The 26340-nt window shown below is 50.7% G+C and carries 25 protein-coding genes, 1 tRNA gene and 1 pseudogene; 6 read left to right on the top strand and 21 right to left on the bottom strand.

Going from position 1 to position 26340, the window contains the following annotated elements; all coding sequences use genetic code 11:
- Nucleotides 1-148: 148 nt before the first annotated feature.
- Both serS and JU82_RS06845 read left to right on the top strand, forming a co-directional pair.
- Entirely contained in the window at nt 149-1393 is a 1245-nt protein-coding gene (gene serS, locus JU82_RS06850) for a serine--tRNA ligase (RefSeq protein ID WP_037948527.1), read from the top strand.
- 14 nt (nt 1394-1407) lie between these two features.
- Nucleotides 1408-3750 (top strand): tetratricopeptide repeat protein, encoded by a 2343-nt coding sequence (locus JU82_RS06845; protein ID WP_037948524.1) that lies wholly within the window; start codon nt 1408-1410, stop codon nt 3748-3750.
- On the opposite strand, the gene pssA is transcribed toward JU82_RS06845, so the two are convergent.
- The 8 genes from pssA to JU82_RS06805 form a co-directional block, all read right to left on the bottom strand.
- Complete coding sequence (pssA, locus tag JU82_RS06840; RefSeq protein WP_037948521.1) at nt 3738-4466, bottom strand: CDP-diacylglycerol--serine O-phosphatidyltransferase; 729 nt, start codon at nt 4464-4466, stop codon at nt 3738-3740. The genes JU82_RS06845 and pssA overlap by 13 nt on opposite strands.
- A gap of 25 nt (nt 4467-4491) precedes the next feature.
- A complete protein-coding gene (locus JU82_RS06835; RefSeq protein WP_037948519.1) occupies nt 4492-5139 on the bottom strand; it encodes a phosphatidylserine decarboxylase in 648 nt (215 codons plus the stop codon).
- 20 nt (nt 5140-5159) lie between these two features.
- A complete protein-coding gene (gene ftsH, locus JU82_RS06830; RefSeq protein WP_037948516.1) occupies nt 5160-7112 on the bottom strand; it encodes an ATP-dependent zinc metalloprotease FtsH in 1953 nt (650 codons plus the stop codon).
- 2 nt (nt 7113-7114) lie between these two features.
- Nucleotides 7115-7951, bottom strand: coding sequence for a 50S ribosomal protein L11 methyltransferase (locus JU82_RS06825; RefSeq protein ID WP_037948513.1), 837 nt, complete (start codon nt 7949-7951; stop codon nt 7115-7117).
- Complete coding sequence (locus JU82_RS06820) at nt 7951-8325, bottom strand: chemotaxis response regulator CheY (RefSeq protein WP_037948510.1); 375 nt, start codon at nt 8323-8325, stop codon at nt 7951-7953. The genes JU82_RS06825 and JU82_RS06820 overlap by 1 nt, the downstream gene beginning before the upstream one ends.
- A gap of 74 nt (nt 8326-8399) precedes the next feature.
- Nucleotides 8400-9098, bottom strand: coding sequence for a 1-(5-phosphoribosyl)-5-[(5-phosphoribosylamino)methylideneamino]imidazole-4-carboxamide isomerase (hisA, locus tag JU82_RS06815; RefSeq protein WP_037948507.1), 699 nt, complete (start codon nt 9096-9098; stop codon nt 8400-8402).
- Between the two features lie 13 nt (nt 9099-9111).
- Nucleotides 9112-9723, bottom strand: coding sequence for an imidazole glycerol phosphate synthase subunit HisH (gene hisH / locus JU82_RS06810; RefSeq protein WP_037948504.1), 612 nt, complete (start codon nt 9721-9723; stop codon nt 9112-9114).
- Nucleotides 9720-10628 (bottom strand): PDC sensor domain-containing protein, encoded by a 909-nt coding sequence (locus tag JU82_RS06805; RefSeq protein WP_037948501.1) that lies wholly within the window; start codon nt 10626-10628, stop codon nt 9720-9722. The genes hisH and JU82_RS06805 overlap by 4 nt, the downstream gene beginning before the upstream one ends.
- Nucleotides 10629-10693: 65 nt before the next feature.
- On the opposite strand from JU82_RS06805, the gene waaC reads away from it, so the two are divergent.
- Entirely contained in the window at nt 10694-11689 is a 996-nt protein-coding gene (gene waaC, locus JU82_RS06800; protein WP_037948497.1) for a lipopolysaccharide heptosyltransferase I, read from the top strand.
- The gene (locus JU82_RS06795) at nt 11686-12567 is read left to right on the top strand and encodes a lipid A biosynthesis lauroyl acyltransferase (protein WP_037948494.1); all 882 of its coding nucleotides are present in this window, start codon (nt 11686-11688) and stop codon (nt 12565-12567) included. The genes waaC and JU82_RS06795 overlap by 4 nt, the downstream gene beginning before the upstream one ends.
- 21 nt (nt 12568-12588) lie before the next feature.
- On the opposite strand, the gene JU82_RS06790 is transcribed toward JU82_RS06795, so the two are convergent.
- Nucleotides 12589-13275, bottom strand: coding sequence for a dUTP diphosphatase (locus JU82_RS06790; RefSeq protein WP_037948491.1), 687 nt, complete (start codon nt 13273-13275; stop codon nt 12589-12591).
- Between the two features lie 44 nt (nt 13276-13319).
- Between JU82_RS06790 and JU82_RS11895 the strand changes: the two genes are divergently transcribed.
- Nucleotides 13320-13496: a uracil-DNA glycosylase gene (locus JU82_RS11895; protein ID WP_294892440.1), complete on the top strand. Its 177-nt coding sequence runs from the start codon at nt 13320-13322 to the stop codon at nt 13494-13496.
- Here the strand turns inward: JU82_RS11895 and JU82_RS06785 are convergent.
- The 4 genes from JU82_RS06785 to JU82_RS06770 form a co-directional block, all read right to left on the bottom strand.
- Nucleotides 13468-13887, bottom strand: coding sequence for a pyridoxamine 5'-phosphate oxidase family protein (locus JU82_RS06785; protein WP_037948488.1), 420 nt, complete (start codon nt 13885-13887; stop codon nt 13468-13470). The genes JU82_RS11895 and JU82_RS06785 overlap by 29 nt on opposite strands.
- Nucleotides 13877-15052 (bottom strand): PatB family C-S lyase, encoded by a 1176-nt coding sequence (locus JU82_RS06780; RefSeq protein ID WP_294892438.1) that lies wholly within the window; start codon nt 15050-15052, stop codon nt 13877-13879. Before JU82_RS06780 ends, JU82_RS06785 begins: the two co-directional genes overlap by 11 nt.
- Nucleotides 15043-16980: a 5-histidylcysteine sulfoxide synthase gene (ovoA, locus tag JU82_RS06775; protein WP_294892436.1), complete on the bottom strand. Its 1938-nt coding sequence runs from the start codon at nt 16978-16980 to the stop codon at nt 15043-15045. Before ovoA ends, JU82_RS06780 begins: the two co-directional genes overlap by 10 nt.
- A gap of 100 nt (nt 16981-17080) precedes the next feature.
- Nucleotides 17081-17158: transfer RNA gene (locus tag JU82_RS06770), tRNA-Pro, on the bottom strand.
- 77 nt (nt 17159-17235) lie between these two features.
- On the opposite strand from JU82_RS06770, the gene pgeF reads away from it, so the two are divergent.
- Complete coding sequence (gene pgeF, locus JU82_RS06765; protein WP_037948485.1) at nt 17236-17991, top strand: peptidoglycan editing factor PgeF; 756 nt, start codon at nt 17236-17238, stop codon at nt 17989-17991.
- Here the strand turns inward: pgeF and dxs are convergent.
- The 8 genes and pseudogenes from dxs to JU82_RS06730 form a co-directional block, all read right to left on the bottom strand.
- Nucleotides 17978-19795 carry a 1-deoxy-D-xylulose-5-phosphate synthase gene (gene dxs / locus JU82_RS06760; protein WP_037948482.1) on the bottom strand — a complete coding sequence of 606 codons (1818 nt, stop codon included), beginning with the start codon at nt 19793-19795 and terminating at the stop codon, nt 17978-17980. The two genes, pgeF and dxs, sit on opposite strands and share 14 nt — an antisense overlap.
- A gap of 69 nt (nt 19796-19864) precedes the next feature.
- On the bottom strand, nt 19865-19969 hold the full coding sequence (locus JU82_RS12225; protein ID WP_366921370.1) for a hypothetical protein: 105 nt from the start codon (nt 19967-19969) through the stop codon (nt 19865-19867).
- A gap of 55 nt (nt 19970-20024) precedes the next feature.
- Nucleotides 20025-20291, bottom strand: a pseudogene (locus tag JU82_RS12220) (FliH/SctL family protein); the annotation flags it as partial.
- Nucleotides 20292-20605: 314 nt separating this feature from the next.
- Nucleotides 20606-21631, bottom strand: a complete 1026-nt coding sequence (gene fliG / locus JU82_RS06750) for a flagellar motor switch protein FliG (RefSeq protein ID WP_037948479.1) — start codon at nt 21629-21631, stop codon at nt 20606-20608.
- 9 nt (nt 21632-21640) lie between these two features.
- Nucleotides 21641-23362, bottom strand: coding sequence for a flagellar basal-body MS-ring/collar protein FliF (gene fliF, locus JU82_RS06745; protein ID WP_037948476.1), 1722 nt, complete (start codon nt 23360-23362; stop codon nt 21641-21643).
- 22 nt (nt 23363-23384) lie between these two features.
- Nucleotides 23385-24479 (bottom strand): histidinol-phosphate transaminase, encoded by a 1095-nt coding sequence (gene hisC, locus JU82_RS06740; RefSeq protein ID WP_037948474.1) that lies wholly within the window; start codon nt 24477-24479, stop codon nt 23385-23387.
- Nucleotides 24476-25558 (bottom strand): prephenate dehydratase, encoded by a 1083-nt coding sequence (gene pheA / locus JU82_RS06735; protein ID WP_037948472.1) that lies wholly within the window; start codon nt 25556-25558, stop codon nt 24476-24478. Before pheA ends, hisC begins: the two co-directional genes overlap by 4 nt.
- Nucleotides 25555-26334: an HAD-IIA family hydrolase gene (locus JU82_RS06730; RefSeq protein WP_037948469.1), complete on the bottom strand. Its 780-nt coding sequence runs from the start codon at nt 26332-26334 to the stop codon at nt 25555-25557. Before JU82_RS06730 ends, pheA begins: the two co-directional genes overlap by 4 nt.
- Between the last annotated feature and the right edge of the window lie 6 nt (nt 26335-26340).

Below are 26340 nucleotides of genomic sequence, written 5' to 3'. Positions count from 1 at the left end.
AAAATCTTTTCGAAGAGCTCAAAGCGCTCCATCCGAAAATCCACATCATGACGGCCAATCAGTTTGAACTCGCCAAGGCGATTTTGAGCTAATTTCAGCCGCTTTAGGCTATAATCGATCACTATTATAATTGCAGGAACAACCTTTTATGATCGATGTAAAACTTCTCCAAAACAATTTTGACGAAACCGCCGCCGCATTGATGCGCAAAAAAGTCTCGGTTGAGACGATTCATGAGCTCAAAACCGCCTTTGAAACCCTCAAAAGTGCCAAAACCGCCTATGAAAACGCACAGGCCAAACAAAACGAATTGAGCAAGCTCTTCGGCCAGTACAAAAAAGAGGGGAAAAATACCGACGATCTGAAAAACGAAGTCGATGCCAACAAAGCGGCTCTAACCGATCTCCTTGAAACCCAGCGCACTGCCGAAGAAGCATTGGACGCGATCATTATGCGCGTCCCCAATATCCCGGACAGCAACGTTCCCGACGGAGCGGATGAAAACGACAATATCGAAATCAAAAAAGTTCTCACCCCGCCGACCTTTTCGTTTGCTCCCAAAGAACACTGGGAACTGGCCGAACAAAACGGATGGATCGATTTCGAGCGGGGCGTCAAACTCGCCAAAAGCCGTTTCAGCGTCGTAAGCGGCATGGGAGCACGTCTGGAACGCGCCCTCATTAATTTCATGCTCGATTTCAACCGCGAACGCGGATTCGAAGAGGTGAGCGTTCCGGCCCTAGTCAACCGGCGTGCGCTGGAGGGGACAGGTCAGCTTCCCAAATTCGAAGAGGATCTCTTCAAAGTCGAAGACGAAGAGCTCTTCTTGATTCCGACCGCCGAAGTCCCCCTTACCAACCTCTATCAGGACGAAATTTTAAGTGCCGCAGAATTGCCGCTGAAAATGACGGGGTATACTTCGTGCTTTCGTAAAGAAGCGGGAAGCGGCGGCCGCGACGTACGCGGAATGATCCGCCAACACCAGTTCCACAAAGTCGAGCTGGTCGCGATTACCCGCGCCGATCAGAGCGACGCAGTGTTTGATCAGATGGTCGCGTGTGCCTCGGATCTGCTCAAAGCGCTCGAACTCCCCCACCGCCTTGTCACCCTCTGCACGGGAGACCTCGGATTCGGAGCCGCCAAAACGGTCGATCTGGAAGTGTGGCTGCCGGGCCAAAACACGTACCGAGAAATCAGCTCGGTCTCCAATACCCGCGATTTTCAGGCCCGCCGGGCTAAAATTCGCTATAAGGAAGAAGGCAAAAATCTTCTCGCCCATACCCTAAACGGTTCAAGTTTGGCCGTCGGTCGGACGATGATAGCCATTATGGAAAATTTCCAGCAGGAAGACGGCACCGTCCGTATCCCGCAAGTGTTGCACAAATACCTCTAATTTAAAGAGATCGTATGGCCGAAACCCAAGAAGAGATCATCATAATCGAAGAAATCGATACCGCAGGTTCTGAGGACTCCTCTTCGGATCAGACAAACGGTTCGGCCAAAGACGATTCCAGAAAGAAACGCCTTATCCTCGGGGCAGCCGCATTTTTGATGTTGGCACTGGCCGGAACCGGCACCTATGTGATGCTGTTTCCTCCTCATGAAGCGGCAGCAACCGCGTCGGAATCCGAGACAATCCAACCCTCCCGCGAACCCAAAGAAGAGATCATCGAACCCAGCGAACTCGAAAAAATGATCAACAAGGCCAACACCCTTTATGCCAACGGGGAAACCGCCGAAGCATTGAAACTCTACGAAAAAATCGCCCTCTACTCCGAAGCGATCTCCCAATACAATCTGGGTGTCATACAGCTCAAAGAGGGCAACTACAAAACGGCACTGGAAAACTTCAAACGTTCTATTGCCAACAGCGAAAACCGATGCGTCAGTGCCATCAATGCCGCGGTGTGTTCGCTCCATTTAAAACGGGAAAAAGACTTCAACTACTACATCGATCTTGCCGCTGCCTATCTGCCGCAAGAGAGCACGTCCCCGCTCTATTCGTATTATTACACTCTCATCAATTATTATAAGGGTCACTACCTCGAAGCGCTTAGCGCTCTCAAGCACCCGACATCCGAAGAATACCTGATCACGCAAAATAAGTTGCGCGCTAAAATCGATTCTCTTTACGGCAACTATGCGGATGCCATTAATGCCCTTGAGCATCCGTTGCAGGAAGAAGATTCCTTCTCTTTAGGGCTTTTACATGCCAATACGGGCGATCTTGCGACGGCCAAAAAATATCTCGCCGATGCGGTTATGCAAAACCCTGAGCCGGTACAGGAAAAACTGGCGTTGGCGTTTGTCAACATTAAAACAGGGATGCACGAAGACGCCTCGGCGCTGATCAAAGACGTGACGCATGCCTATCCTGACAAGGTCTATACCCCCTATCCGATCCGCGTGTTTTTGAAACCGTCCCTCTTTAATCCCGACGACGTTCAGCGTTTCTATCGAAGCCAGCGCCATGCCGCCCGCTCCAAAAACTATCAAACCGTTTTTTATTTTGCGCCGTACAAAATATTCAATGCCGCTCAAACGATCAATTACATCCGAAAAGGAAATGCCAACATCTACATAGACGATGTCGAGGGGGCCAAAGCGTATCTTGAAAAAAGTACCGATCTCTCTGTCATCGACCACGGCATTGCCCTCGCGATCCAAAAAGCGCTCGATTTCCGTCTCAGAGATGCCAACCGTCAACTGAACGATTTGCTCAAAAACAACCCGAAGCACTCTATCCTTCACTATAATCTGGCACTGACATACGCTCAACTGGGCGATTTTCCTAAAGCGTATGAGCATTTTCTCCGTTCCTACCATTTGGATGCCGATAACTATCTATCCGGTATCTTTGCCCTGATGAGCTCGGACCTGATCGGCAAACACAATGCCAAACTCTCCTCCATCCTCAAAGAAAATCTCTCAAAAGAGCCGGTCAACGAAGAATTTGAGCTCTATCGCGCCGTTTTGGACATTGCACACAATAATTTCCCCAGTGCCGCAAAATGGGTCGGAAACAAATACAAAGAACGTCCGTTTTACCTCGGGCTGAAAGTACTGATCGCTTCCGAAACCGCAGACGATGATGAAGCGAAAAAAGCTGCCGAACGGCTGATAAAAATGCAACCGGGAGATATGCTTCCCCACCTGATGTACATCGATACCCATTTCAAGCAACAAAAGCCCAAAGCGTTTGCCGGATCGGCAATCAATTACCTCAAACAACAGCGATTTCGGTACGATGATCTTTATTTCGGCCCGCAGATCACCCGGGAACGGGCGATCATGATGAGTGTCATGACAGGGCAGCTCACACCGATGATCGAACGGCTGAAAATGCAGCTTCAGACAACGGCAGGCGATACGGTAGACGTGAACGGGGCGTTAGCGCAGGCATATCTGTACAACCGTGAGTTTGAAGAGGCCTATACGCTCTACAATCAGCTTATTGACACGCACAAGATCAAAGACGGGCAAACCCTCTTTCTGGGTGCATGCGCTTCTATCGGAGCCGAACACTATCAAAACGCCATTGCCTTGCTCGAACTGTCCAAACTGACAAATCCGGCTCTCGCGGAAACCCGCTACGCGTTGGGAATGCTCTATTTGCAGATCCAGAACAACGCAGCCGCTGCCGGACAGCTTAACCGTCTTGGGAACAACGGCTTCGTCTCACGCTATTTTGATTTTGCCATCGACACCGATAAATTGGCGCATGAACCGCACAAATATCACGCTTTATAAACAAAGCGCCGCAAAAGGTAATATGAGGCCCGTAACGGCCCGTAAAGAAGATATAGCGCGGCTATAAGCGCCATCCCCTCGATGGGATAAACGAATATTCCCATCGCTACTACGATCACCGCGATCAAAAATCTGAGCAGATGAAATGACTTGAAACTGATCTTTTTAAAGCTTGGATAGCGGATATTGCTCACCATCAAGACAGCCAATGCCGCACCAAGCGGCAGCATCAAAAACTTCAGTTCCCCGTACTCTTCGTAACGTTCGAGAAGCAGCACCGCCGTAGCGATCATAATGGCCGCTGTCGGAATCGGCAGTCCGATAAAAACGCTCGGCTCAATGCGCGATGTCGTCACATTAAATCGTGCCAGACGAACCGCCCCGAAAATAATAAACAGTGCGCTGGCAACAATCCCGATACGCCCATATGACTCTCCGATATACAGGTACATTAACAATGCGGGTGCGACTCCGAAAGCGACAATGTCGGCTAAGGAATCAAATTCGACGCCGAAATGGCTGGCCGTATTGGTCATACGCGCAACACGTCCGTCCAAACCGTCAAAAATCAACGCCAGAAAAATGAACCACGCGGCTTCGGAAAAGGAACTTTCCAGTGCCAGCGCAATCGCGTAAAACCCGGTAAAAATAGATGCTGCGGTAAAAAAATTGGGGAGAAGGTAGGCAATCGGGGGAGGAGGATCTTTACGTATCATCGCCTGCCTTTGGGTGAAAATACGCTTACGCAGCGTTGAAATAGCCGACGATGCTTTCGCCGGAACGAAGAGTGGCACCCGCATTTACTGATAAACGGACATTTTCAGGCAAATAGACAATGCTTCGCCCTTTTGCCAGAAAGCCGTATCGTGATCCTTCCTTGAATTTCTGATTCGCTTCCGCATCGATGCCGATAGGGAAACAGCTCTGTTCGCTAAGATGTTCGATGTAGACCTCTTCGCCTTTGGCGGAACGGAATGACAGTACCGCCTTTTCGTTCAACGTCTCCGCAAGCGGGTGATACAGCGGCAGCGATGCGCCGTGACGGATTTTATATCCCTCTACGGTAGCGTCAAACGGAGCGCGGAGTATCGATACGTCCCACAATGAATTCAATACCGTCATCTTTTTCATTTTATGCTCATCGATCACAACCTCTTCGACCGAAAGAACGACACCGTCCACACTGCTGATAATGGCGTCTGGCTCATACGCGGCCGTATTGCGTTCGGGGTTGCGGAAAATTATCAGCAACGCCAGAAGCAGCGCACCGAACAAAAACTGGAATAAATGAAGTCCCGTCATCGTAAAGAAAAGAAAAAGAGCACCGACTACGCCGGCCAATAGCCATCCCCGTTTTGAGAGGATGAAAGTGTCATTCTGAACGTTCATGTCGTGCTCCTTTGAACTGTTTACTCTGAAATGATGGTTGTTTCGCTCGCCCGTATCTCTTTACGGGGCTCCAGTTTGGTCTCAATGTTGTTTTCACTCTCATACGCTTCGATGATATCGCGCACTTGATCGCCCGTAATGTTTTCTTTCGCGTACAGAAGTTCAACGATCTTTTCGATAGCCCCTCGGTACTCTTCCAAACGTCCTTTAACCATAGCATAACGTTCGTTCAGGGCGTTTTTAATGTACGCATCCATGTCTTCGGCCATCTTGTCGCTGTATTCACGTGCTTGCGTCATACCGCCGCCCAAAAAGGTACTGCGCTGTTTTTCAAGAACCATCAAACCGGCTACGTCGCTCATGCCGTACATTTGTACCATTGCTTTGATGATGTCAGTCGTGCGTTCCAGATCGTTGGCCGCGCCGGTACTGATTTCGCCGATGAAAACTTCCTCGGCCGCCCGTCCGCCGAGCAGTACATCCACCTCGGCCCACAACTCGTGGCGCTGCATCAGGTATTTATTCTCTTCGGGAGTATTCAGGGTATATCCCAATGCCGCAAGTCCGCGCGGGACGATCGATACTTTGGAAACTTTTTTAGCCCCCTTGGTCGTCTCGGCCAACAACGCGTGTCCGCTTTCGTGGTAGGCGACGATCCGTTTTTCTTTTTCATCGATCCGGCGGCTCTTTTTCGATAGTCCCGCGATAGCGCGTTCTACCGCTTCGCGCAAATCGGTCTGTTTGACCGTTTTTTGGCTTTTGCGTCCGGCCAACAAAGCCGCTTCGTTGACGATATTGGCCAAATCGGCTCCGGCCAGCCCCGCAGTCAGACGCGCAATCTCCTCGAGATCGACGTCAGCGTCTTTTTTGATCCCTTTGACATGAACGTTGAGAATGTCGATACGTCCCTGATAGTCGGGTTTGTCGACCAGCACCTGACGGTCAAATCGTCCCGGACGCAGCAACGCCGGATCAAGGATCTCAGGGCGATTGGTGGCGGCGAGGATAATGATCGGCGTATCGGTACCGAATCCGTCCATTTCCGCCAGCAGTTGATTGAGGGTTTGTTCGCGCTCGTCGTTTCCACCCATCATCCCGCCTGCGGCACGGCTTTTACCGATCGCATCGATCTCATCGATAAAAATAATCGACGGAGCGTCTTTTTTCGCCTGTTCGAACAAGTCACGCACGCGGGCGGCACCGACACCGACGAACATCTCGATAAAGCTTGACCCCGAAACAGAGAAAAACGGAACGTCCGCTTCCCCCGCGACCGCTTTGGCCAGCAGCGTCTTACCCGTACCCGGACTTCCGACGAGGAGAACTCCTTTAGGGATTTTCGCACCGAGTTCAACGTAACGGTCGGGAAAGCGGAGGAAATCGACGATCTCGAGAACTTCCTCTTTCGCTTCCTGCGCTCCGGCGACGTCATCGAATTTGGTTTTGGGCTTTTCAGAATTGATCAGGCGTTTGGATGTTCCCATGCCGAGAATTCCGCCCCCCATATTTCGCTGCATCCGTCCGGCAAAGAACATCCAGATAGCGATAATGATCAAAAACGGGAACAGCCATCCGAACATGTCGGTAAACCAGTTGCTCTCGCTGAAGCCGTTGTAATTGATCCCTTGCTTGTCCAAAAGAGGGATTAACGTCGCATCCGGCCCGACGATACGGGTTGTATACGCTACTTTACCGTTTCCGTCGCTGCCGATCGCACGAATCAAAGTCTGGCCGATAGAGACTTTCTCGACCTCTTTGTTTGCAATGAGGCGCTTGAGGTCGGCGTAGCTGATCTCCTGTGTTCGGGTTACGTTTTGTCCCGAAATTTTTCCGGCAAGCTCATTTTCGTCTCCGATAAACGCTTTGAACAGCATAATAACGACAATCGAAAAAATAGCAAACGTGATGAGAGGATTTTTATTGAAAAAATTGCCGTTTTTATCCGGATTCGGATTCGACTCGTTTTGGCTCATTATTATCCATTTCCTTTTTGGGTCATTACAAGGGTAACCCATTCATTTTCAACGATACGCTCGGTCAGCTCAAGAGCTTTATACGAACGCAAAACTTTATCTTCATATTTATCCATAATGCCTGAGAGGATCAGAATGCCGTCCTTCGCTAACCGTTTTTTCAGGTCGCCCGCAATAAACACCAAGACATCGGCGACGATATTGGCGATAATGACATTGTACTTTTCATCGCTTTCTTGTACCGGACCTTCCCATATTCTGCGGTAAGAAAGGTGGTTTTGCTCCGCATTTGCAAGCGCATTTTCAACGGAGAGCGGATCGGTATCGCACGCGTCAACGACGGCACCTTTGAGCAGTGCGGCCATGGCCAAAATTCCGCTGCCGCATCCTACGTCCATTACGCTGTCGCCTGCTTTAACGTATTTGGCAACGGCGCGAAGGCACGATGCCGTCGTCGGATGATGCCCCGTTCCGAATGCGAGAGCGGGATCGATTGCGATGTTCAGCATCCCTTCTTTCGGTGCTTCCCATGTCGGATGGATGTAAAAGGGATCGATTTGAACGGGGGTTACCGCTTGCTGATAGCGCGCAATCCAATCATCGTTTTTCTCTTTGGTCAGGATCAGCTCGACATCGATCACTTCTCCGGTTGCCCGCTGCAGCGCTTCGGCAAACTGGCCGATCCCCCAGCTCACGGTTTCAAGGTTTTCTTCGCTGCGTATAATAAAGCCTTCGTCGGTCTCTTCGAAACCGACGGGAAGCAGATCGACCAAAAAGTCGCTGAAAAGCTCGATATGAGATGATGGCTTGACCACCAGCATGTAATAGAATTCTTGCATTAACCCTCAGTACCGAGAACTGCGGCAAGTTTTTCTTTCAGAACCTGCGGCGTAAAGGGCTTGACAATATAATTGTTTACGCCTGCTTTGAGAGCGGTAATAACTTCCGCTTTTCCGCCCTCTGTCGTGACCATAATGATCGGAAGATCAGTAAAACGGGCATCTGCACGTACTTTTTTCACCAGTTCAAGACCGTTCATTTCCGGCATATTCCAGTCCGTAATCAACATACCCATATCAGGATTTTCATTCAGAGCGGCCCATCCCTGTAGCCCGTCTTCGCCTTCCAAGACATCTTCATAACCGAGTCGAGAAAGCGTATTCTTGATAATACGGCGCATCGTCGAACTATCATCTACTACCAATAATTTCAATGTACGTCCTTTTGTCGATTCAAAATTTTGCAGAATTAATGCCCAATGATAACGAATCCATCTTTGCGGAAAGTTTAAAAAAAGCGTTTGAGGTCAATTGTCCCCTCATAAAACGCTTTTCCGACGATAACTCCCGCAATCTCTCCCGTTGCGAGGAGGGCTTCGATATCGGATTCATCCCGGACACCGCCGCTTGCAATCGTGGCAATGCCCGATGCTCTGGCAATCTCGAGGGTAAAATCGACATTTACGCCGGAAAGTGTACCGTCGCGTCCGACATCGGTACAAATAATGGCTTCGACCCCCGCATCGGCGAATGCACGGGCCAGATCCGTCGCCTTCATGGAGCTGACTTCACCCCATCCTTCAACGGCGACGTACCCGTCGATTGCATCAATCCCTACGGCGATCGGATATTTGGATGCCATCTCTTTGACGAACTCGGGATCTTTGACCGCAATGGACCCTAAAATCAGCCGGTCGATTCCCAGCTCAAGATAACGTCGGATCGTCGCTTCATCGCGAATCCCCCCTCCGAGTTCCAGTTTGACATTGCAGTTTTCACGGATTGCGCGAATCTGTTCAAGATTTTTCGGTTCCCCTGCAAACGCGCCGTTCAAATCGACGAGATGTACCCATTCGGCCCCCATTTCCTCGAAGGTTTTCACAAGTTCCCAAGGGGTATCGGAGTAAATTTTGGCGCTGTCCATCGCCCCTTTGGTCAAACGGACCGCTTTGCCGTCTTTGAGATCGATCGCCGGAAAAATTGTCATCAGGTATGTCCTTTTAGAGATTGATAAAGTTTTTGAGAATACTCAGGCCGTTTTGATGGCTTTTCTCCGGGTGAGGCTGTATTCCCATGACGTTTGCATGCGCCACGGCACTCGTAAAACGGTAGCCGTATACGCTCTCGCCGATGCTGTCCGCCTCGCTAGAGCACAGGGCATGATAGGAGTGGACAAAATAAAGATAATGCGCTTCATCCAGCCCTTCGAAAAGGGGATGAGCTTTGGTAAACATCCGGTTCCAGCCCATGTGAGGGACTTTGAGCGGCGTATGGAAACGGCTGGTGTCAAACGCCACAACCCGACCCGGTATCAGCCCCAGCCCTTCGGTAACTCCGAATTCTTCACTCGAATCAAACAGCAGCTGCATCCCCAGACATATCCCCAAAAGGTATTTCCCGCTTTGGGCGTACTCTTTGACCGCCTGATCCATCCCGCGGCTTCGCAAATGTTCCATCGCATCGCCGAAAGCTCCGACACCGGGCAAAATCACTTTGTCATACGATGAAAGCTTATCGGGATCGGATTCGACAACGACTTTTTCTCCCAAAAGGTCAAAAGCATTTTTGACACTGGCAAGATTGCCCATATTGTAATCGACGATAGCTATCAATGGCGTTCTCCCAAGTTCGTAAAACGGATATAGACGGCAAGGCCCACCAGCAGCATCGCTACGCCGCCGACGATGTAAACGGCATTCACGATCATGGCGGGTTCCGTCATCGCGAATTTAAAGACGAGCATCAGCGCTTCGATCGAAAGGGCAATGATGATCGAACCTAAAAACCGGACCATCGTCTTGTGAATGCTGGAGGCGGGATCGCTTTTGGGCCGTCCCAACACTTCCTCTTCAAAAATGGTTTTGACCAAGTCCAATATTGCCAGAGACAATGTCAGCAAAATGGTCGCTTCGAAAATATCTTTGATCTCAATCCGGTCATAATGGCCGAACCCGTACGCCAAAAAGCTTTCGATCCCTTTGACGAACAGCAACAAAGCAACGAGCGAAAGGACGACCGTAAAAGCGGCATACGCCAGCCTGAAGAATCGTCCGGCATTCGATTCAAGCGCCATAGGATGGGCGATTTTAAGAACTTCGCCCAACGGCATGTCAATGCACGCAACGTACACAATTTCACCGTGCTCGTCAAAAATAGGCTCCGATGCGGTCACGGTGAGTTCATCGTTGAGCAAAGAAGGATAAGGATCGGTAATGGTGCATCGGCGCTCATGCATGGCGCGATAATAATAGGCACGAGTGGAACGGTTCGTTCCGACATCTTCCTCTTTTTTCCCGCTTTTAAGATATGTCGGGCTGACCTGGTTCCCTTTTGCATCGAGGACATACGCCGCTTCCAGCCCCTGAAGATCACCCCTGATTTTCAACAGACGGGCGGTAATGGACTCGATCGAGACGGAAGGGAGATGATTGGGGAGATTTTTATGAAAAAGATAGCAAAAATAGGCCCTTGCTTTCGGGCGAATTTCCGCAAACTGCTGGATATCCTGGACAACCATTCCTTCTCCTTTTTCTCTGCCTTTATTGAGGGGGATTGTAACTTAGTTGCGCTATAGTTACGCTTATGAAAAATTCAAATCCTCGAATCGCTATCGTCCGGCTGAGCGCGCTGGGCGATATTGTCAATACTGCCCTCATACTGCAGATTATCCGTCGATATTATCCGGACGCCGTGATCGATTGGTTCGTCGAAGAGGCATTCGCGCCGATATTGGCGGGACACCCTCTCCTGAATGAGACTGTCGCCGTACCGATCAAACGGATCAAAAAAAACAAAGATTTCACCCTTCTGACCCAGACACTCACGAATCTGAAAAACCGTCCTCCCTACGATCAAATCATTGACGCGCAGGGACTTCTCAAATCAGCCGTCGTCGCATCGCTTCTGCCCGGACGGGTCCACGGTTTCGACCGCCGCAGCGCCAGAGAAGGGATCGCCGCATGGTTTTACGATACGACCTCGCATATCCCCTACGATGAAAACGTGATCCGCCGTAATATCAAAGTCGTGACCGATGCATTGAATATCCCCTATTCCGAAGCACTCATCAAGGATAAGAACCCGGTATTCCCAACCGGTTCCAGACCCCCTCTCCTCCCTGAAAACACCAAAGCCGTCGCCTGCGTCATCGGGGCATCATGGCCGAGCAAATGCTATCCCAAAGAACGTTTTGCCGAAGTATGCGCCAAACTGGATGTTCCCTGTTATCTGATCTGGGGAAGCGAGCCGGAGCATCAGGATGCTCTTTGGATAGCACAGCACGTTCCCAACGCCGCCATTGCCCCGAGAATGTCGCTGAAAGAACTCGTCAACTTTATTGCCCACTGCGATCTGCTCATCGGAAACGACACGGGGCCGACCCACATGGCCTGGGCGATGAATCGCCCCTCGATCACCCTTTTCGGCCCGACGAACGAACGGATGATCTATCCGACCGACAAAAACATAGCGCTCAAATCATCCTCCCCTGTCAATATTCTTAAAATTGACCGGAATGATTTTTCGATCCGCCAGATCGATCCGCAAGAGATCGTGACCAAAGCCAAGGAACTCTTATGATCCGTTTCCGCCTCTTTTTGGCATTAGACCGTTTTCTGATGATATTGCCCCGTGCATGGCGCAAAGAATTTTTTATTGCCCTTGGATGGCTCGCCCATCGTTTGGCCCCCAAGCGTAACCGTGTAATCGCCCAAAACCTTGCATTCGCCTTCGGCGGCACCATGAACGAAGCCGAACGGGAGACAATCGAGCGGTACTGTTACCGCAATCTGCTCCTAAACTTTTTGCAGGTTATGGAAAACCGCCGAAACGATGCGGAAGATCTGGCCAAGCGCGTGAGCTTTGAAAACCGGGAAAAAGTGGATGCTCTCCTGGCCGAAGGTCGGGGGATCATTTTCATCTCCGCCCATTTTGGCAACTGGGAAATCGGAGCTACTGCTCTCTCCAAACTTATCGTACCGACGACGGCAATTTACAAAAGTTTCGACCGTCCCGAGTTTAACCCCTATCTTCTCGAAGCCCGTACCCGTCACGGCATGGAGATGATCGAAAAAGAAGGAGCGCTCAAACACCTTACCCGAGCCCTCAAACAGAAAAAATGCGTTTCACTGATGATCGATCAGGCCAGCAACGCACGCCACGGCGTCGCCGTCGATCTTTTTGGTCACAGCACGTACCATTCTTCCACTCCGGCAACCCTTTCGTACAAATACAACGCCCCGATCATACCGCTGTATATACTGACCGATGACGACGAGAATTACACGATCCGTTTCGAAGAGCCCATCGAAGTAAAAAGCGACGATCCGCAATCGATTCTCGATGCGACGCAGCGTCAGGTAAAAACGTTGGAAGACATTATCCGGGCAAATCCCAAATTTTGGTTCTGGTGCCATAAACGCTGGAAAGGGGAATTTCCGGAACTGTACCGGAAATAAGGGTATTTAAAGAAATAAGAATCAGGCCGGATAGGCCGCTTTTAAAACTGCATACAGCTCATCAGGGGTCATATCGGGATGTGATTCCCATGAATGTTTCATCACGGCATTGTCTTCTTCGCCGTTCCATATTTTGACGTAATGCCCCTCTTTATAGCCGTGATCCTGACGGAATTGGTTCAGGATATTTTTTCCGACATAAAGGCGGTACAGGGTATCGAGGTTCAGCCCTCCCATTTCGGCAAGTTTGAAAAAGTCATCGGTCATAATATGCAAATCGCCGTTAATGGCCGGTTCGAGCGCATGGCGCATTAAAATCTCGATTTTGAGCATCAGGGCCTCATCCGATGCATACTCCCCTTCTTTAGCGCGGCATACTTCGCCGTATCCTTCGGTTTCGGACATCCATTGCGCCATTTGCTCGAAATTTTCCCCTTCACGGTAGATGCCGTCTTCAAGAACGAGGCTCATAATGAAATGCCATACATCCACGATCTCGATTTGTAGATTCGCATAATCGGTCGGCTGTGCAATGCTTTTCCAGTGTTTCCATCCAAACGAATCGATCATTTCGGCGCATTCCATATAGACGCAACGCCGCCAGTTGATCCGTTTTCCGTCCTTGGTTATCCCCTTTTCCCATCCAGTGCCGTTGGTGGAATCATTAAGGCGTTGCTGCAGTTCCAGCATACAAAGTAATTTATTCATAATTTTCCTTTTTTATGTTGCTAATTATACGCTAAACTTTCATCATGCAAAAGATCAATTGCCACCGATGCGCGTACTATTTCGTCACGTGGGAAGCCAACCAGCCCCACGGATGCAAAGCGTACGGATTCAAGTCCAAAATCATCCCCTCGCAGGTCGTTCTCAGTTCCAGCGGCAAACCCTGCACCTTTTTCACCCCGAAGGGGAGCGTTTCCAACTGATTTTTTTCCCGAAGCCGAGGGTGTTATCGGTCATTTTGACCTCATCGAGCTCGATTCGCCACAACGTCGGGTTCATGACCCGTGCATAAGGAAACCGTGTAAAATAAACTCTTTGGCTCTCTTCATCATCCGCTTTTCGGACATGTGCGGCAAACTGTATTCCCTGTATTTTCCCGACGGTTTTCGTCTCCAATGCCACCGTTCCCGCGACATACTCATTATCCTTGATATTGCGCATGTGTTCGGTCGATTCGTCCGAAGCGACGATAAACGCGACTGCTTCGGGGTCAAAGGCATAAAACATCGAACAGCACCACAGCCGCTGGCCGATTGTCGCCAAAGAAAGAAGATGGTGTTGCTCAATAAAGGCAGCGATTTTTTCAAACTCCACGCAGTACTCTCCCCAGCTTTTCGAGCGCGTTCTCCAAAATAGACGAAGGAACCGCGAAGTTAAGCCGCATGAATCCAGATCCCTCTTTGCCGAAGCTCAGTCCCGGACTGAGCCCAAGCCTCGCTTCACGGACAAAAAATTCGCGCAGTTCGCGATCGCCCAGCGTTAAAGCCCGGCAATCGAGCCATGCCAGATAGGTCGCTTCGGGCTTGCCATAGAGGATGCTTTTCTGCGTCGCTGCCCACGCGTCGATCATCGCGGCGTTACGCCCCAGATGCTCCATCAGACCACGGTGCCATTCATCTCCCTGAGCGTAAGCCGCTTCAAACGCAACGTGCGACAATGCCGCGCCCTCTCCCCAGTGGACACGCTTACGTTCCTCATCGTACAAAGCACGCAGATCAGGCGAAGGGATACATACCGTCGAGATCGAAAACCCCGCCATGTTAAACGTCTTACCCGGACCGATCAGCATAACGGTATTGTTTTGAACCGCTTCGGAAAGCGAAGCGGTAGGAATATGCCAATGCGGTTGGTAGACAAGGTCGCAATGGATCTCGTCACTGATGATTCGGATACCGTGCTCGCAGCACAGCGATCCGAGCGATTCTAGTTCCTTACGGCTCCATACCCGACCAACCGGATTATGGGGAGAACACAACAGTAACAGTTTGGTTTTCGGTGTTATTTGGGAACGAAGGAGCTCAATATCAAAACGATACATCCCCTCATTGTCCTGCTTTAGCGAATGGGTAACAAGGCGGCGGTTGTTATGTTTGACCATCGCATAAAACGGCGGGTACACGGGGTCCATCACGACGACCTCATCCCCCTCGTCGCTAAGCGCTCGTATCGCAACGCCGATCGAAGCGACAACCGAAGGAGAGTAGCTCAGCCATTCGCGCTCTATTGTGAATCCGTGATGCGTTTCGAACCATCTCATCTGCGCCGCATAGGCATCATCGCTCATTATTTCATACCCGATCACCGGATGATCCAAACGTTCCCGTACCGCGTCCAGAACACACGCGGGAGTCGCAATATCCATATCCGCTACCCACATCGGCTGTACCGTGTCGGTTCCGAAAAGGGCATTACGCAACGTATATTTTTCGGCGTTGGTACCGCTGCGGTCGATGAGAATATTGTAAGAATCTAACGCCATACGCTCGCAAATCCTCTCTGCGCTTGAGATTGTTTGACGTAATCGAACGCGGTCGCCTCTTCTTGAAGCGGGCGCGTATCCAACACTATCACAATCCCGTTCTCATTCAGCCGTCCGCGGATCGCTTCGAGGATAACCGAGAGATCCTCTACCGGTTCGTCTATCGCATTAATGACAATACCGTCATATCCCAGCAAATGGGGCTTGAGATTGCGCATGTCCCCTTGATAAAACTCTACCCTCTTACGCGCTTCGGGAACATTCAACGCCGACAACGTCATACTGCGGATGTCGCCGCCGATGCGGTAACGGCATCTTCCTTCCCGAAGCAATTCAATCGCCGGAGCAATAAAACGGGCGGATCGCTCGATCCCCGTCACTTTCTCGAAGACTCCTGAGAGTTCCAGACTCAGCCTCCCTGCTTTGCATCCCAACTCCAAAACGTTCCCTTTCTTGCCGATCAGCGTTCGAATCGCCTCGGCGGCCTGATGGGCGAACGTGTTCCCCTCGCCGTACCCCGCATCACAGAGCGCAGCGATCTCCTGATCCTCGATAAGCGAATCATTCGTTGATTCCTGAATCGTCTGTCCCCGCACATACCGGAACCCCGCATGCTGGTAGAAATGGCGGCGGAATGCGTAACGCGACGATGCGACGATTTCGTTTCCCGTCGAAATCCACGATCCCCCTTTGATCAGATTGTGTTTACCGTCAAACGTCGGAGTGGAGAAATCGTCATACCACGGATGGGTTGAAAACCCGGCAAACCCGCTGATCGGCGTTTGCGTCCATTGCCATACGTTGCCGACGACATCGTACAATGCGCCGTGTGCGAATGTATCAACCGGAACGGAAGAAGCGAAATGGGCCAGATTCAGATTGGCACGCGCATCGTCGTATATCTGCGATTCCATACCGCACACCTGCACCATCCGATACCATTCGACTTCACAGGGCAAACGGTAGGTTTGACCTTCACGGACGCTCTTCCATCGGCAAAACGCCTGCGCTTCGAGAGCGTTAACCTCCACCGGCCAATTCATGGGAAGCTCGATCTCATCGCTCAGAGTCCGTAACCGATACGTTCCGTTTCCCTGATCGATCCAAAATGCAGGACACGCTGCCTGAGCGATACGAAGGAATTTCAGCCCCTCTTCATCCCACCAGCGCGGATCGGTATATCCCCCGTCCCGAACGAATGGCAAATACTCTGCGTTGCTGACCAGATACTTCGACGCTTCAAAATCTTTGAGAGGAAATTTTTGCGTCCCGTATTCGTTGTCCCATCCGTACAGCCCGTGATCGCTTTGTCCTTTTCCCAGCACAACATCCCCGCCTTGTATGGGGACGAGAAGATTTTCTGGGGCCGCACCGCTTGTCGTGCAACGGGGGAAATCGCGATGGGATTGGATCAGTTCCAGCGGCATCTGGCGGTGTAAGACGCTAGAGGTTTCGATGTGAATGCGCTCATGTTCGATCCCCATCCAGATCGCCCAAAAAGGGTCGTTTTGGGTAATCGGCAGCGTCATCGGAAGGGTTTGAATCAGAGCGTCGACAATCTCCCGAACTTGCGTTCGGTATTCTCTCACCGCCGAGACCGGAGGCCACGAAAAACGTTCGCTCGATTCGTCCCACATCATCTCGTCGACCCCGACGGCGAACAGCGATTCGTATACGGCGTTAATCCGTTCTTTCAGCACCCCCGCCGCAATCAGTTTATTGATGTAAAACACGGCGGTATGCCCGAAATAAAAGATCATCGGATGGCGGGTAGGTTCGGATTGGCGGTAAAAAACCTCTTCCGTTTTCAGAAGCTCGAAAAGGGACTCAAAAAGATCGAAGCTCTGATGGAAATAGTCTCTGAGCTCGCGGCGTTTGGCGTCGATGTCCATTCCGTCCAAACGTACCGATTTCATCTGTCTCAGCACTCAAAGTCCTTTGAATATATTGCGGAAGCAATACGTAAAAATCATCATTTATAAAATATTGCGGATAGTATAGTAAGTGAATGCTAAAAGAGAGGAAAAATGGTCGGAGCGACCTGACTCGAACAGGCGACCTCTACCACCCCAAGGTAGTGCGCTAGCCAAACTGCGCTACGCCCCGACGTAAAAAAGTGGAATGGAAGAATAATCGAAAGTTGATTAATCCCACCTAAAAGCGAATCGGGTTATACTCGTTTCATGAAAATCATCACATCTACTCTTTTGTCATCAACCGACAGCGTTACTGCCTGCTTTACAACGCGTCACGGCGGAGTTTCCAAGCCTCCCTATACGAGTGCCAATCTTGCGTTCCATGTCGGCGATGCTGTTGCGGATGTCCTCTCCAATCATGACCGGCTAGCCGGGATACTCGGCTATGAGCGCGCACGGTTGGTTCATATGCGCCAGATCCATTCCGATCGAATCATCGCCGTCGATGAGACATACGGCTTCGATTCCCCGCCCGAATGCGACGCCCTGATCACCGACCGTCCCAGTGTTGCGCTGATGGTGATGAGCGCCGATTGCACTCCCATACTTCTCTACGATCCGCAGACCCGTTCCATCGGCGCCGTCCATGCCGGGCGCGCAGGTGCGCTAAACGCCATCCTGCCAAAAACCATTGAAGCGATGTGCTTCAACTACGGATCGCGAATCGAAAACATTTTTGTCAGCATGGGACCCTCCATCGGAGGGTGCTGTTACGAAGTCAACCCTGCGATCGCGATGGAAACTGAAGCAAAAGGGTACGCCGATGCGCTGCGGACAAAAGATGAAAAAGTATTTTTGGATGTCAATACGATTCTGCTGACACAGCTGACGAGAATGGGAATTGCCAAGGAACAGATCGAACTGATCGGAGCGTGTACGTCGTGCGAGAGCGATACCTATTTCTCGTACCGCGCCGACAAACAGCACACCGGGAGAATCGCCGGAGTGATTATTCTCCGCTGACCCGGCGCGCAAGCTGCTCCGGCAGCAACCCGAGCGATTCTTCGACCAGACGGGTGTTGCCGTGTTTGATAAATGCATCGTCATATTCGAAACTCACGACCGAGACATCACTGATTTTTGCTTCGGAAAGCCATTCGAGCAATGCGCTGCCGACCCCGCCCATACGCGCCGAATCGCTAAAAACGTACCACTGTTTGTGGCGCTGCGCCATGCGATAAAGCATCTCCTCATCCAACGGCTTCACGAACCGTAGGTCGAGCAAGGAAGGCTTTTCGTCCAGATACGCCATTGTCTGTGCCGCACGCCCGACACCGTTGCCGTAGCCGATAAACAACACAGTCGAGTCATTTTCGACCAGCAGCTGCGCTTTCCCCGTCTGGAAAGGGAGCGATTCGGGTAAATCCGCCTCCAAAAATGCCCCTCTCGGATAACGGATGGCGCAGGGACGATCATATCCGGCGGCATAGGCGACGATCTGATGAAGCGATTTTTCGTCTCTCGGCGCACACAACGTCATGTTGGGGATCAGACGCAAAAAGCTGATATCAAAGGCCCCCTGATGGGTTTCGCCGTCTTCGCCGACGATTCCCGCACGATCCATCGCAAAAACGACAGGCAGGCCCATCAGGCACACGTCGTGAACCACCTGATCAAATCCGCGCTGCATAAAGGTCGAATAAATCGTGCAAAACGGTTTGAATCCTTCTTTGGCCAGTGCCGCCATTGACGTCACTGCATGTTGTTCGGCAATCGCCACATCCCAAAAACGGTCGGGGTATTTTTCCATCAACGGCGTTAGCCCCGTACCGCTCGGCATCGCTGCGGTAACACCGACAACTTTATCATTTCGCTCAGCCACATGCAAAAGCGCTTCAGTGTAGATTTGCGTAGCGCTTTTGGCAGAACTCTTGGAACTTGCCGCACCGCTTTTGAGATCAAAAGGGGAAACGCCATGCCATTTTTCGTGTTTCCCCTCCGCGATTTCGTACCCTTTGCCTTTAATCGTCTGAACATGTACAAGGACGGGTTTACCCATCCCTTTGGCCGTTTCAAACGTCTCGATCAGAGACTTGAGATCATGCCCGTCGATAGGTCCGATATACTCGATTCCCATCTCTTCGAACATGATTCCGGGGGTAATGAGTTTGAACGACTCTTCAAACCGCTTGGCAATATAGTGTGCCCCTTCCCCGAAATTGTCGACAAACTGTTCTGTTTTTCGCTTAAACCGCTGATAAAACGGACTGGCCATCGCAGAGCTGAGCATGCGGCTGAGTGCACCGATCGGTTTGGCGATGCTCATTTCGTTATCGTTGAGAATAATCACCATCGGGTATTTGCGGTCGCCGAGTTCGTTCATCGCTTCGTATGCCATCCCCGCCGACATCGCGCCGTCTCCGATAACCACGACGGGAATCCGACTCTCCTGCTCGTTTTTAAGCGCAATCGCTTTGGCCGCACCGACTCCGAGCGAAATCGACGTGGAACTGTGCCCGGCGATGAAATAATCTTTCGGCGATTCGGAAGGTTTCGTGTACCCGCTGATCCCGCCGAACTGCCGCAGCGTGGCGAACTCTTCCCAACGCTCGGTGAGCAATTTATGCGCGTACGACTGATGGGAGACGTCAAAAATAAACGGGTCTTTGGAAGGGTCAAAAACTTTGTGCATGGCAACAATGATTTCGGTCGCGCCGAGCGTAGAGCTTAAATGGCCGCCGTTGGAACTGACCACTTCCAAAATACGCTCGCGGATCTTCCCGGAAAGTGCCTCAAGTTCTTGTAGCGTGAAATTTTTAATGTCCATAATAATTATCGGTCCTGAAAAATAGGTAAAAATTCAATCCATTATAGGAGAATTGATTCGGAAAGGGCTTTACGATTCAAGCAAAAGCGATCGTTTAAGTCTCTCATAACGCTTTTTGATCTCTGAATCGATATTGCCTACATCGCTGATGGCAACAACGCCGCCGGGGCTGATCGCACGGTCGGAAAGAACCTCGACATGAGCAAGAGAGCATTTTCGAAGCGTCTTTGAGATCCTCGATCAAATCGCTCGAGAGCTTGGCGGCAATCTTCGCACTGTTGTCCTGCGTTTCGATCCCGATGACCTCTTTGGCTATGTCCAACGCCGTATGGGTCAGCTCTTTTTGTATCGCATCCAAAGCCGTCATAAATTCTTTAGCCGCATTTTCAAGTGTTTTGACCGATACAGCGATCTGATCTTGCGATTGTCCCTGCCGTTCGCCGCTTTGGGATTTCTCCTGAGCGATTCCGGCTGCGACGCCCTCTTCGTATGCCATTTTTTTGGCCTCGTCCAAAGCCGCCACATGCTCTTCTTGCATCGTTTCCAGCCGCATCTGCATTTTGATGACGTTGGAACTCATCTCATCGGCTTTTTTCAGAAGCGATTCGATCAGCTCGTCTTTGTTGGAGGAATGAAACATTCCCGGCTGCGATTGGGCGGCGACGTCTTGCGCTTCGCCGCTCGTCCGCGCTATCTCCTCGCTTGCTTCACCGACGCTTGAACCGGAGAGGGATGAGAGAATTTTGAACTGGTATTTGCTGATCGCATGCGCGCCGGACCGATCGTTCGGAATAACGACATCCATCTATCTTACTCCACCATCTCTTCAGATTCACCCAGCTGCAAGATACCTTGTTCCGCCAGATTTTGAACCACTTCGACAACTTTGCGCTGTGCGGATTCGACCTCTTTGACCTTGACGGCACCCAGAAACTGCATCTCTTCGACGAATGCGTCCTTGGCCCGCTGCGACATGTTCGCATAAAACTTCTCTTTGAGTTCGTCGGCCGAACTTTTAAGTGCCAACATAAGGTCGTTCTTATCGACCGATTTAAGGATTTCACGCACACTTGCACCGTCGAGATCGACGATATCCTCGAACGTAAACATCATCTCTTTGATCGATGCCGCGAGTTCCTGATCGAGCTGTTCGATCTGCGTCAACGTCGCTTTGGAAGCTTTCGCACCCAAACGGTTGAAAACGTCGGCAACGGCACGCGGTCCGCCCACTTCGACTTTGTAGGTTGCAAGTGCCTCGAGCTTGCTTTCCAGCACCGCACTGACCCGTTTGATAATTGACGGTGAGATATCCCCGAGTTTCGCCATCCGCATTGCGACTTCCGCCCGTAGATCATCCGGGAAGATGTAGAGGGTCTCAGCGGCCGCCGATGCGTCCATATGAGCCAAAATCAGCGCGATTGTCTGCGGATGTTCGGTCATAATAAAGTCGGCCAGCTGTTGCGGCTTGATCTTGGAAAGATAGGCAAAGTTCTGGATATTCTGCATCGATTTGGACAGTCGTTCCAAAACTTTTTTCGCTTCATCAGGACCCAGTGCTTTGTACAAAATCTCTCGCGCGTAATCAAGCCCCCCGGTATTAAGGTACTGGTTGGATTGGATGATGGCATAGAACTCTTCCAACACTGCCGCCCCGAGATTTTTTTCGATGGAGCGGTTGTTGGCAATGTATTTCGAAACTTCGGTAATCGCTTCGACGCTCATCCGCGAAAAAACGGTCGCCGTAACGTCTTCACCCAACTGTACCAGTAAAACGGAGACTTTTTCAGCCATCGACATTTCATCGAAATGAGCTTGTTGTTGCGGTGTCAGCGTCATATTCCCCTCCTATCGCTTGTGCATAGCATTATCAGGTGTGGACTCTTCTTCAATCAGCGCCTGAATCAGGTTGGCCAATTCATCCGGATGTTCCTCGGCAACTTCACGTACTTTTTCAAGAAGAACATCGTATTTAAGTTCATCTTCATTGAAGTTTTCGCCGATGCCGAGCTGATTTTCCACTTTTTTGCGCATTTGCTGTACCTTCTCGGCCAGGTCTTCGTCGACATCATCGCTGATCTCGAGATTAGGTTTCTCGAACTCTTCCTCTTCCCGGCTGAATTCAAGCATCCGTTCCGCAAACGGAATAATGATCTGGCGGTACGCAACGTACAGAATAAGCGCCACCAGCAGATATTTGAATACCGGGAAAAACGGTTTCAGATAGGTATCGATAAACTCGGATGTCTTCGATGCCGTATCTTTAGGCTGCATCCCTTCTTTGGAGGCCTGAAATTCGAAATTGCGTACCGTAACCTGATCGCCGCGCTGCTCGTCAATACCGATGGACTGCTTGACCAGCGCATCAATCGCCTGCAGTTGCGTTTCATCCAGTGCGACGTATTCCATGACGTCGGTCGGCTCTCCCGCAGCATCTTTTGCGGGTTCATACTTCCCATCCACGACAACCGCAGCCGTAATACGCTTGATACGGGCAAATTCCATCTTCTTGGTAGAAACGGTTTTGGAAATTTCGTAATTCGTCGTGCCGCTTGTTTTTTCGTATTTTTCGCCCGTCGCGTTGTTACTGAGCCCCTCGACCGGACCGATGTTGCTTACCGCTCCCGGAACTCCGCCGACTTGTGCGGGAGCCGCTCCTTCGCGTTTTTCTTCGAGTGTCTGCTCGCTGCGAACAACGTTTTCAGGGTCAAACGTCTCGGATGTCGAACTCTGTTCGGAAAAGTCATACTCGATCGTCACTTTGGCGACGACCCGGTCTTTTCCCCCGATAAACGGAGAGAGGACATTAATTATCTTCTCTTCTTGCTTTTTTTCTTCTTTGGTTTTGTACTGCTGCTGAATCTGCGAAAGCTCGCCCATCTGTGCGGCGGCCTCATCATCCCCGAGCGTTTCTCCGTCCGAGTTGATAAGGGCGACATTTTCGGGTGTCAGCTTGGGAACTGCGGCAGCAACAAGTTTTTTGATGCCCGATATCTGCTTTGCCGTCAATTTGCGATCAGGATACAGCTGTACCATAACCGATGCGGAAGGGGGAACCTCTTCGGAAACGAACAGCGTCTCTTTGGGAAGAGCGAGACTGACACTCGATTTTTCAACCGGAGAGAGAGAATCGATCGAGCGGGCCAATTCACCCTCTAGCGCCCGTCGAAACTTGACTTCCTGATCAAAACTGGTGGCGCCGAACTCTTGCTTGTCAAACAACTCGAATCCGACGTGCCCTTCTTTGGGAATTCCCTGCGACGCGATAGCGATCCGCTCTTTGTACACAACTTCTTTAGGAACCTCGATCACGTTCTCGCGGGGAACACGATAGGGAATCTGGTCTTTTTCAAGCTGCTCGATCACTTTAGCCGCATCCTGAGCAGATAACTGATCAAAGAGGACCTGATAGCCGTCGCTTGACTCTTTTGAGCCTCCGGAAGTATAAACGACCAAAAAAATCAAAAAGGCAACGATTCCCGTAACCGCTGCACCGATAATAATTTTTTGTGCTTGGTTAAGCTTTCCGAAAAAAACAACGAGTTGCGAGAAAAGGGCCTTAAAATCCATTTTTACCTGTATCTACTTTTATTTATAACAAAGAATTCGTAAGTTCAAAAAATCGGTCGTTCTGTGAGGCGGTACCGACGGTCACGCGAATTGCGTTTAGTCCGTAGCTACTTAAATCACGTACAATCATACCCTTTTTTAACAATTCTTGCGCAATTTTCGATGAATTTTTTTCTTCAGGAAGAGACAAAGTGACGAAATTCGTATAACTATCGATAATATTGATCCCTTTGGCCGCGGCAAACGCTTCATACCGTTTCATTTCCTCGAAGTTATACGCGATGCACTCTTGCACAAATGCCTCGTCTTCAAGTGCCACCGATGCCGCTTCGAGAGAAAGAGTCGTGATGTTAAACGGCGGCCGCACTTTGTAAAGCGCCTTGATGATAGGCGCCTGTGCGATTCCATACCCTACCCGCATCCCGCCGAGGCCGTACGCCTTCGAAAATGTTCCCAGAAAGAGGACGTTCTCAAACCGCGCTATCAATTCGCGGGGATCGACTGCCTTGGAAGGGTCTTTGAAACGGGCATACTCCATATACGCCCCATCGACGATCACCAGCGTATCGCTGTCGACTTTTTCGATAAAGCTCAGCATCTTTTCCGCGTCCAGACCGTCTCCCGTCGGATTGTTGGGAGTACACAGGAAAACGATATCGGGTTTGTGCTCGGCGTAAAGGGCATAAAACTCTTCCATGTCGTGTTCGCGCGATGCGGTGCGAAGAATATGCGCCCCGACCTGTTTCGCATAAACCTCATACATCGCAAACGTGACGCTGTTCATCAGTACCTTGCTCCCCTCGTGAGCTTTGGCATGGATCGCGAATTCTATCACCTGATCGCTCCCCGCGCCGATGATCAGTTCGTTCGGAGCGATAGCGTATTTGGCGGACAATGCCGTTTTAAGCTTCACCATCGAATCGTCGGGGTAGAGGGCCATGTTGTCGATAATGGCACGGACGGCCTCTTTGACTTTGGGCGAGCATCCGAACGGATTTTCGTTGCTGGCCAGCTTGACAATCTGATCGGGTGCGATCCCGTACTCCCGGACGACCAGTTCGATCGGTTTCCCGGCCTCGTAGGTCTTGATGGTATCCAATGTGCTGTTAAACGTCATAATTCTCCCTTGACATAGCTTCCCAGCCATGTTACTTCTTCAATATGGTCCTGAATTACGGATTGAACGTCAGGTTCGTCGATGTGGCCGAAGAAATCGATAAAGAACCAGTATCCGAATCCGTCATTGTCGCGCGAAGGACGGCTCTCGATTTTGCTCAGATTGATGTTTGAATTGTTAAAATCTTCGAGGAAATGAACGAGCGCACCCGACTTTTGGGCATCTTTCAGACGTACCAAAATAGAAGTCTTGTCCTCCCCGCTTATGCCGTTTTTAAAATCGCTCAAAATAAAAAATCGCGTCGCATTATTGCGGGTATCTTCGATGTTTTCAAAAAGTGTCGGCACACGGTACAGTTTGGCGGCGATATGCGAACAAATCGCCGCCGCTTCGGGGTCTTTAGAGGCCAAAATCGCCGCTTTCGCCGTCGATTCGACGGGAATATGCTCGATCGTGTCAAGCCCGTGTTCGAGGAGAAATTCGCGGCACTGTCCGAATCCTTTGTCTTTCGAATAGATACGTTTGATATGGTGAATTTTCTCGGCTTTGGTTGCAAACGCCATATGAATCGGCATGTACAGCTCCGCCACGATTTTTACCGAACTTTTTCCCAGCAGATCAAGCGTCTCGCCGACAACACCGTCGCGACTGTTCTCGATCGGAACGACGCCGAATTTGGCGCGTCCCGCTTCGAGCGTTTTGAACACGGCGTCAATCGAACCCAGCGAAAGGTAATCGCTCATCGCGCCGAAACGCGATTCTGCCGCCTGATGGGTAAAACTCCCTTCCGGTCCCAGATACGCAATACGTTCGGGGAGTTCAAGATTACGCGAAACGGCAAAAATTTCCAGAAACACCGCCTCGATCGCCTGACGGTTCAAAAGACCGTTGTCTTTTTGGCTCAGGTCGCTCAAGCGGTCAATGATCGCTTTTTCCCGTTCCGGGCGGTAAATAGCCGTATTGCTTTCGTGTTTGATCTCACCCACGCGCCGAACCACTTCCATACGGCGGTTCAATAATTCGACAATGGCATTGTCGATCTCGTCAATACGTGTTCTGCATTCTTCCAGTGTCTTCATATATTCTCCAATACCTCTTGCATATCGGCATAAACCGCTCCCGGACGCTCCAAGGGTTTAAGAGAGGGAAGTATTTCGTCCGCGCTGCGGATTTTCCCGCTGAGAACAAAAACCCCGCTCATCCCTAATTCCTGAGCTCCGATCAGGTCCCCTTTGACGTCATCGCTGATGATCGTAATATCGGCGTATTCGATCTCCTCTTTCTGCAGGCGTATCCGTCGCAGAGCCTCATCGAAAAACGGTACGCTCGGTTTACCCACAACCGTATACGGAACGGACGTCGCAAATGCGAGCATTTTCAAAATGGCTCCGACACCGGGATAGCGTTTGTGATTTTTGACGTACAGCGTCGTTTCATGCATCCCAATCAGTTTGGCACCGGACAAAAGAAACTCGATCATCTGCGCGTACTCATCCGGTGCAAAGTCCTCTTTAATCGCAACCAAAACGATATCGGGGCATTCGTAATCCAAAACGTAACCCATCGATTCGACTACCCGTAAAAACGGTTCCGAACCGTATGCAGCCACTTTTTGCTTTTTCTCGATGTAACGCTCAAGCATCATCAGCGGATCAAGATAATGCTCACGCCCGATGGCGAGCCCGATCGAGTTCAGATACCCCAAAAACTCGTCACTGGGATTTTTGGTGCTGTTGGTTATCACCATGTACGGGATGCCATTGGCGTTTAGGTAATCGATAAATGCCACCGCTCCACGGACCGGGAGTTTGGTATTGTCCTCGATCAACGTCCCCTGTACATCGATAAAAAACATCCGGTG

The sequence above is a fragment of the Sulfuricurvum sp. MLSB genome (assembly GCF_000747095.1).
Taxonomy (GTDB): domain Bacteria; phylum Campylobacterota; class Campylobacteria; order Campylobacterales; family Sulfurimonadaceae; genus Sulfuricurvum.
The sequence above is the reverse complement of the archived record's forward strand: the minus strand, read 5'-3'. Positions and strand labels throughout refer to the sequence as shown.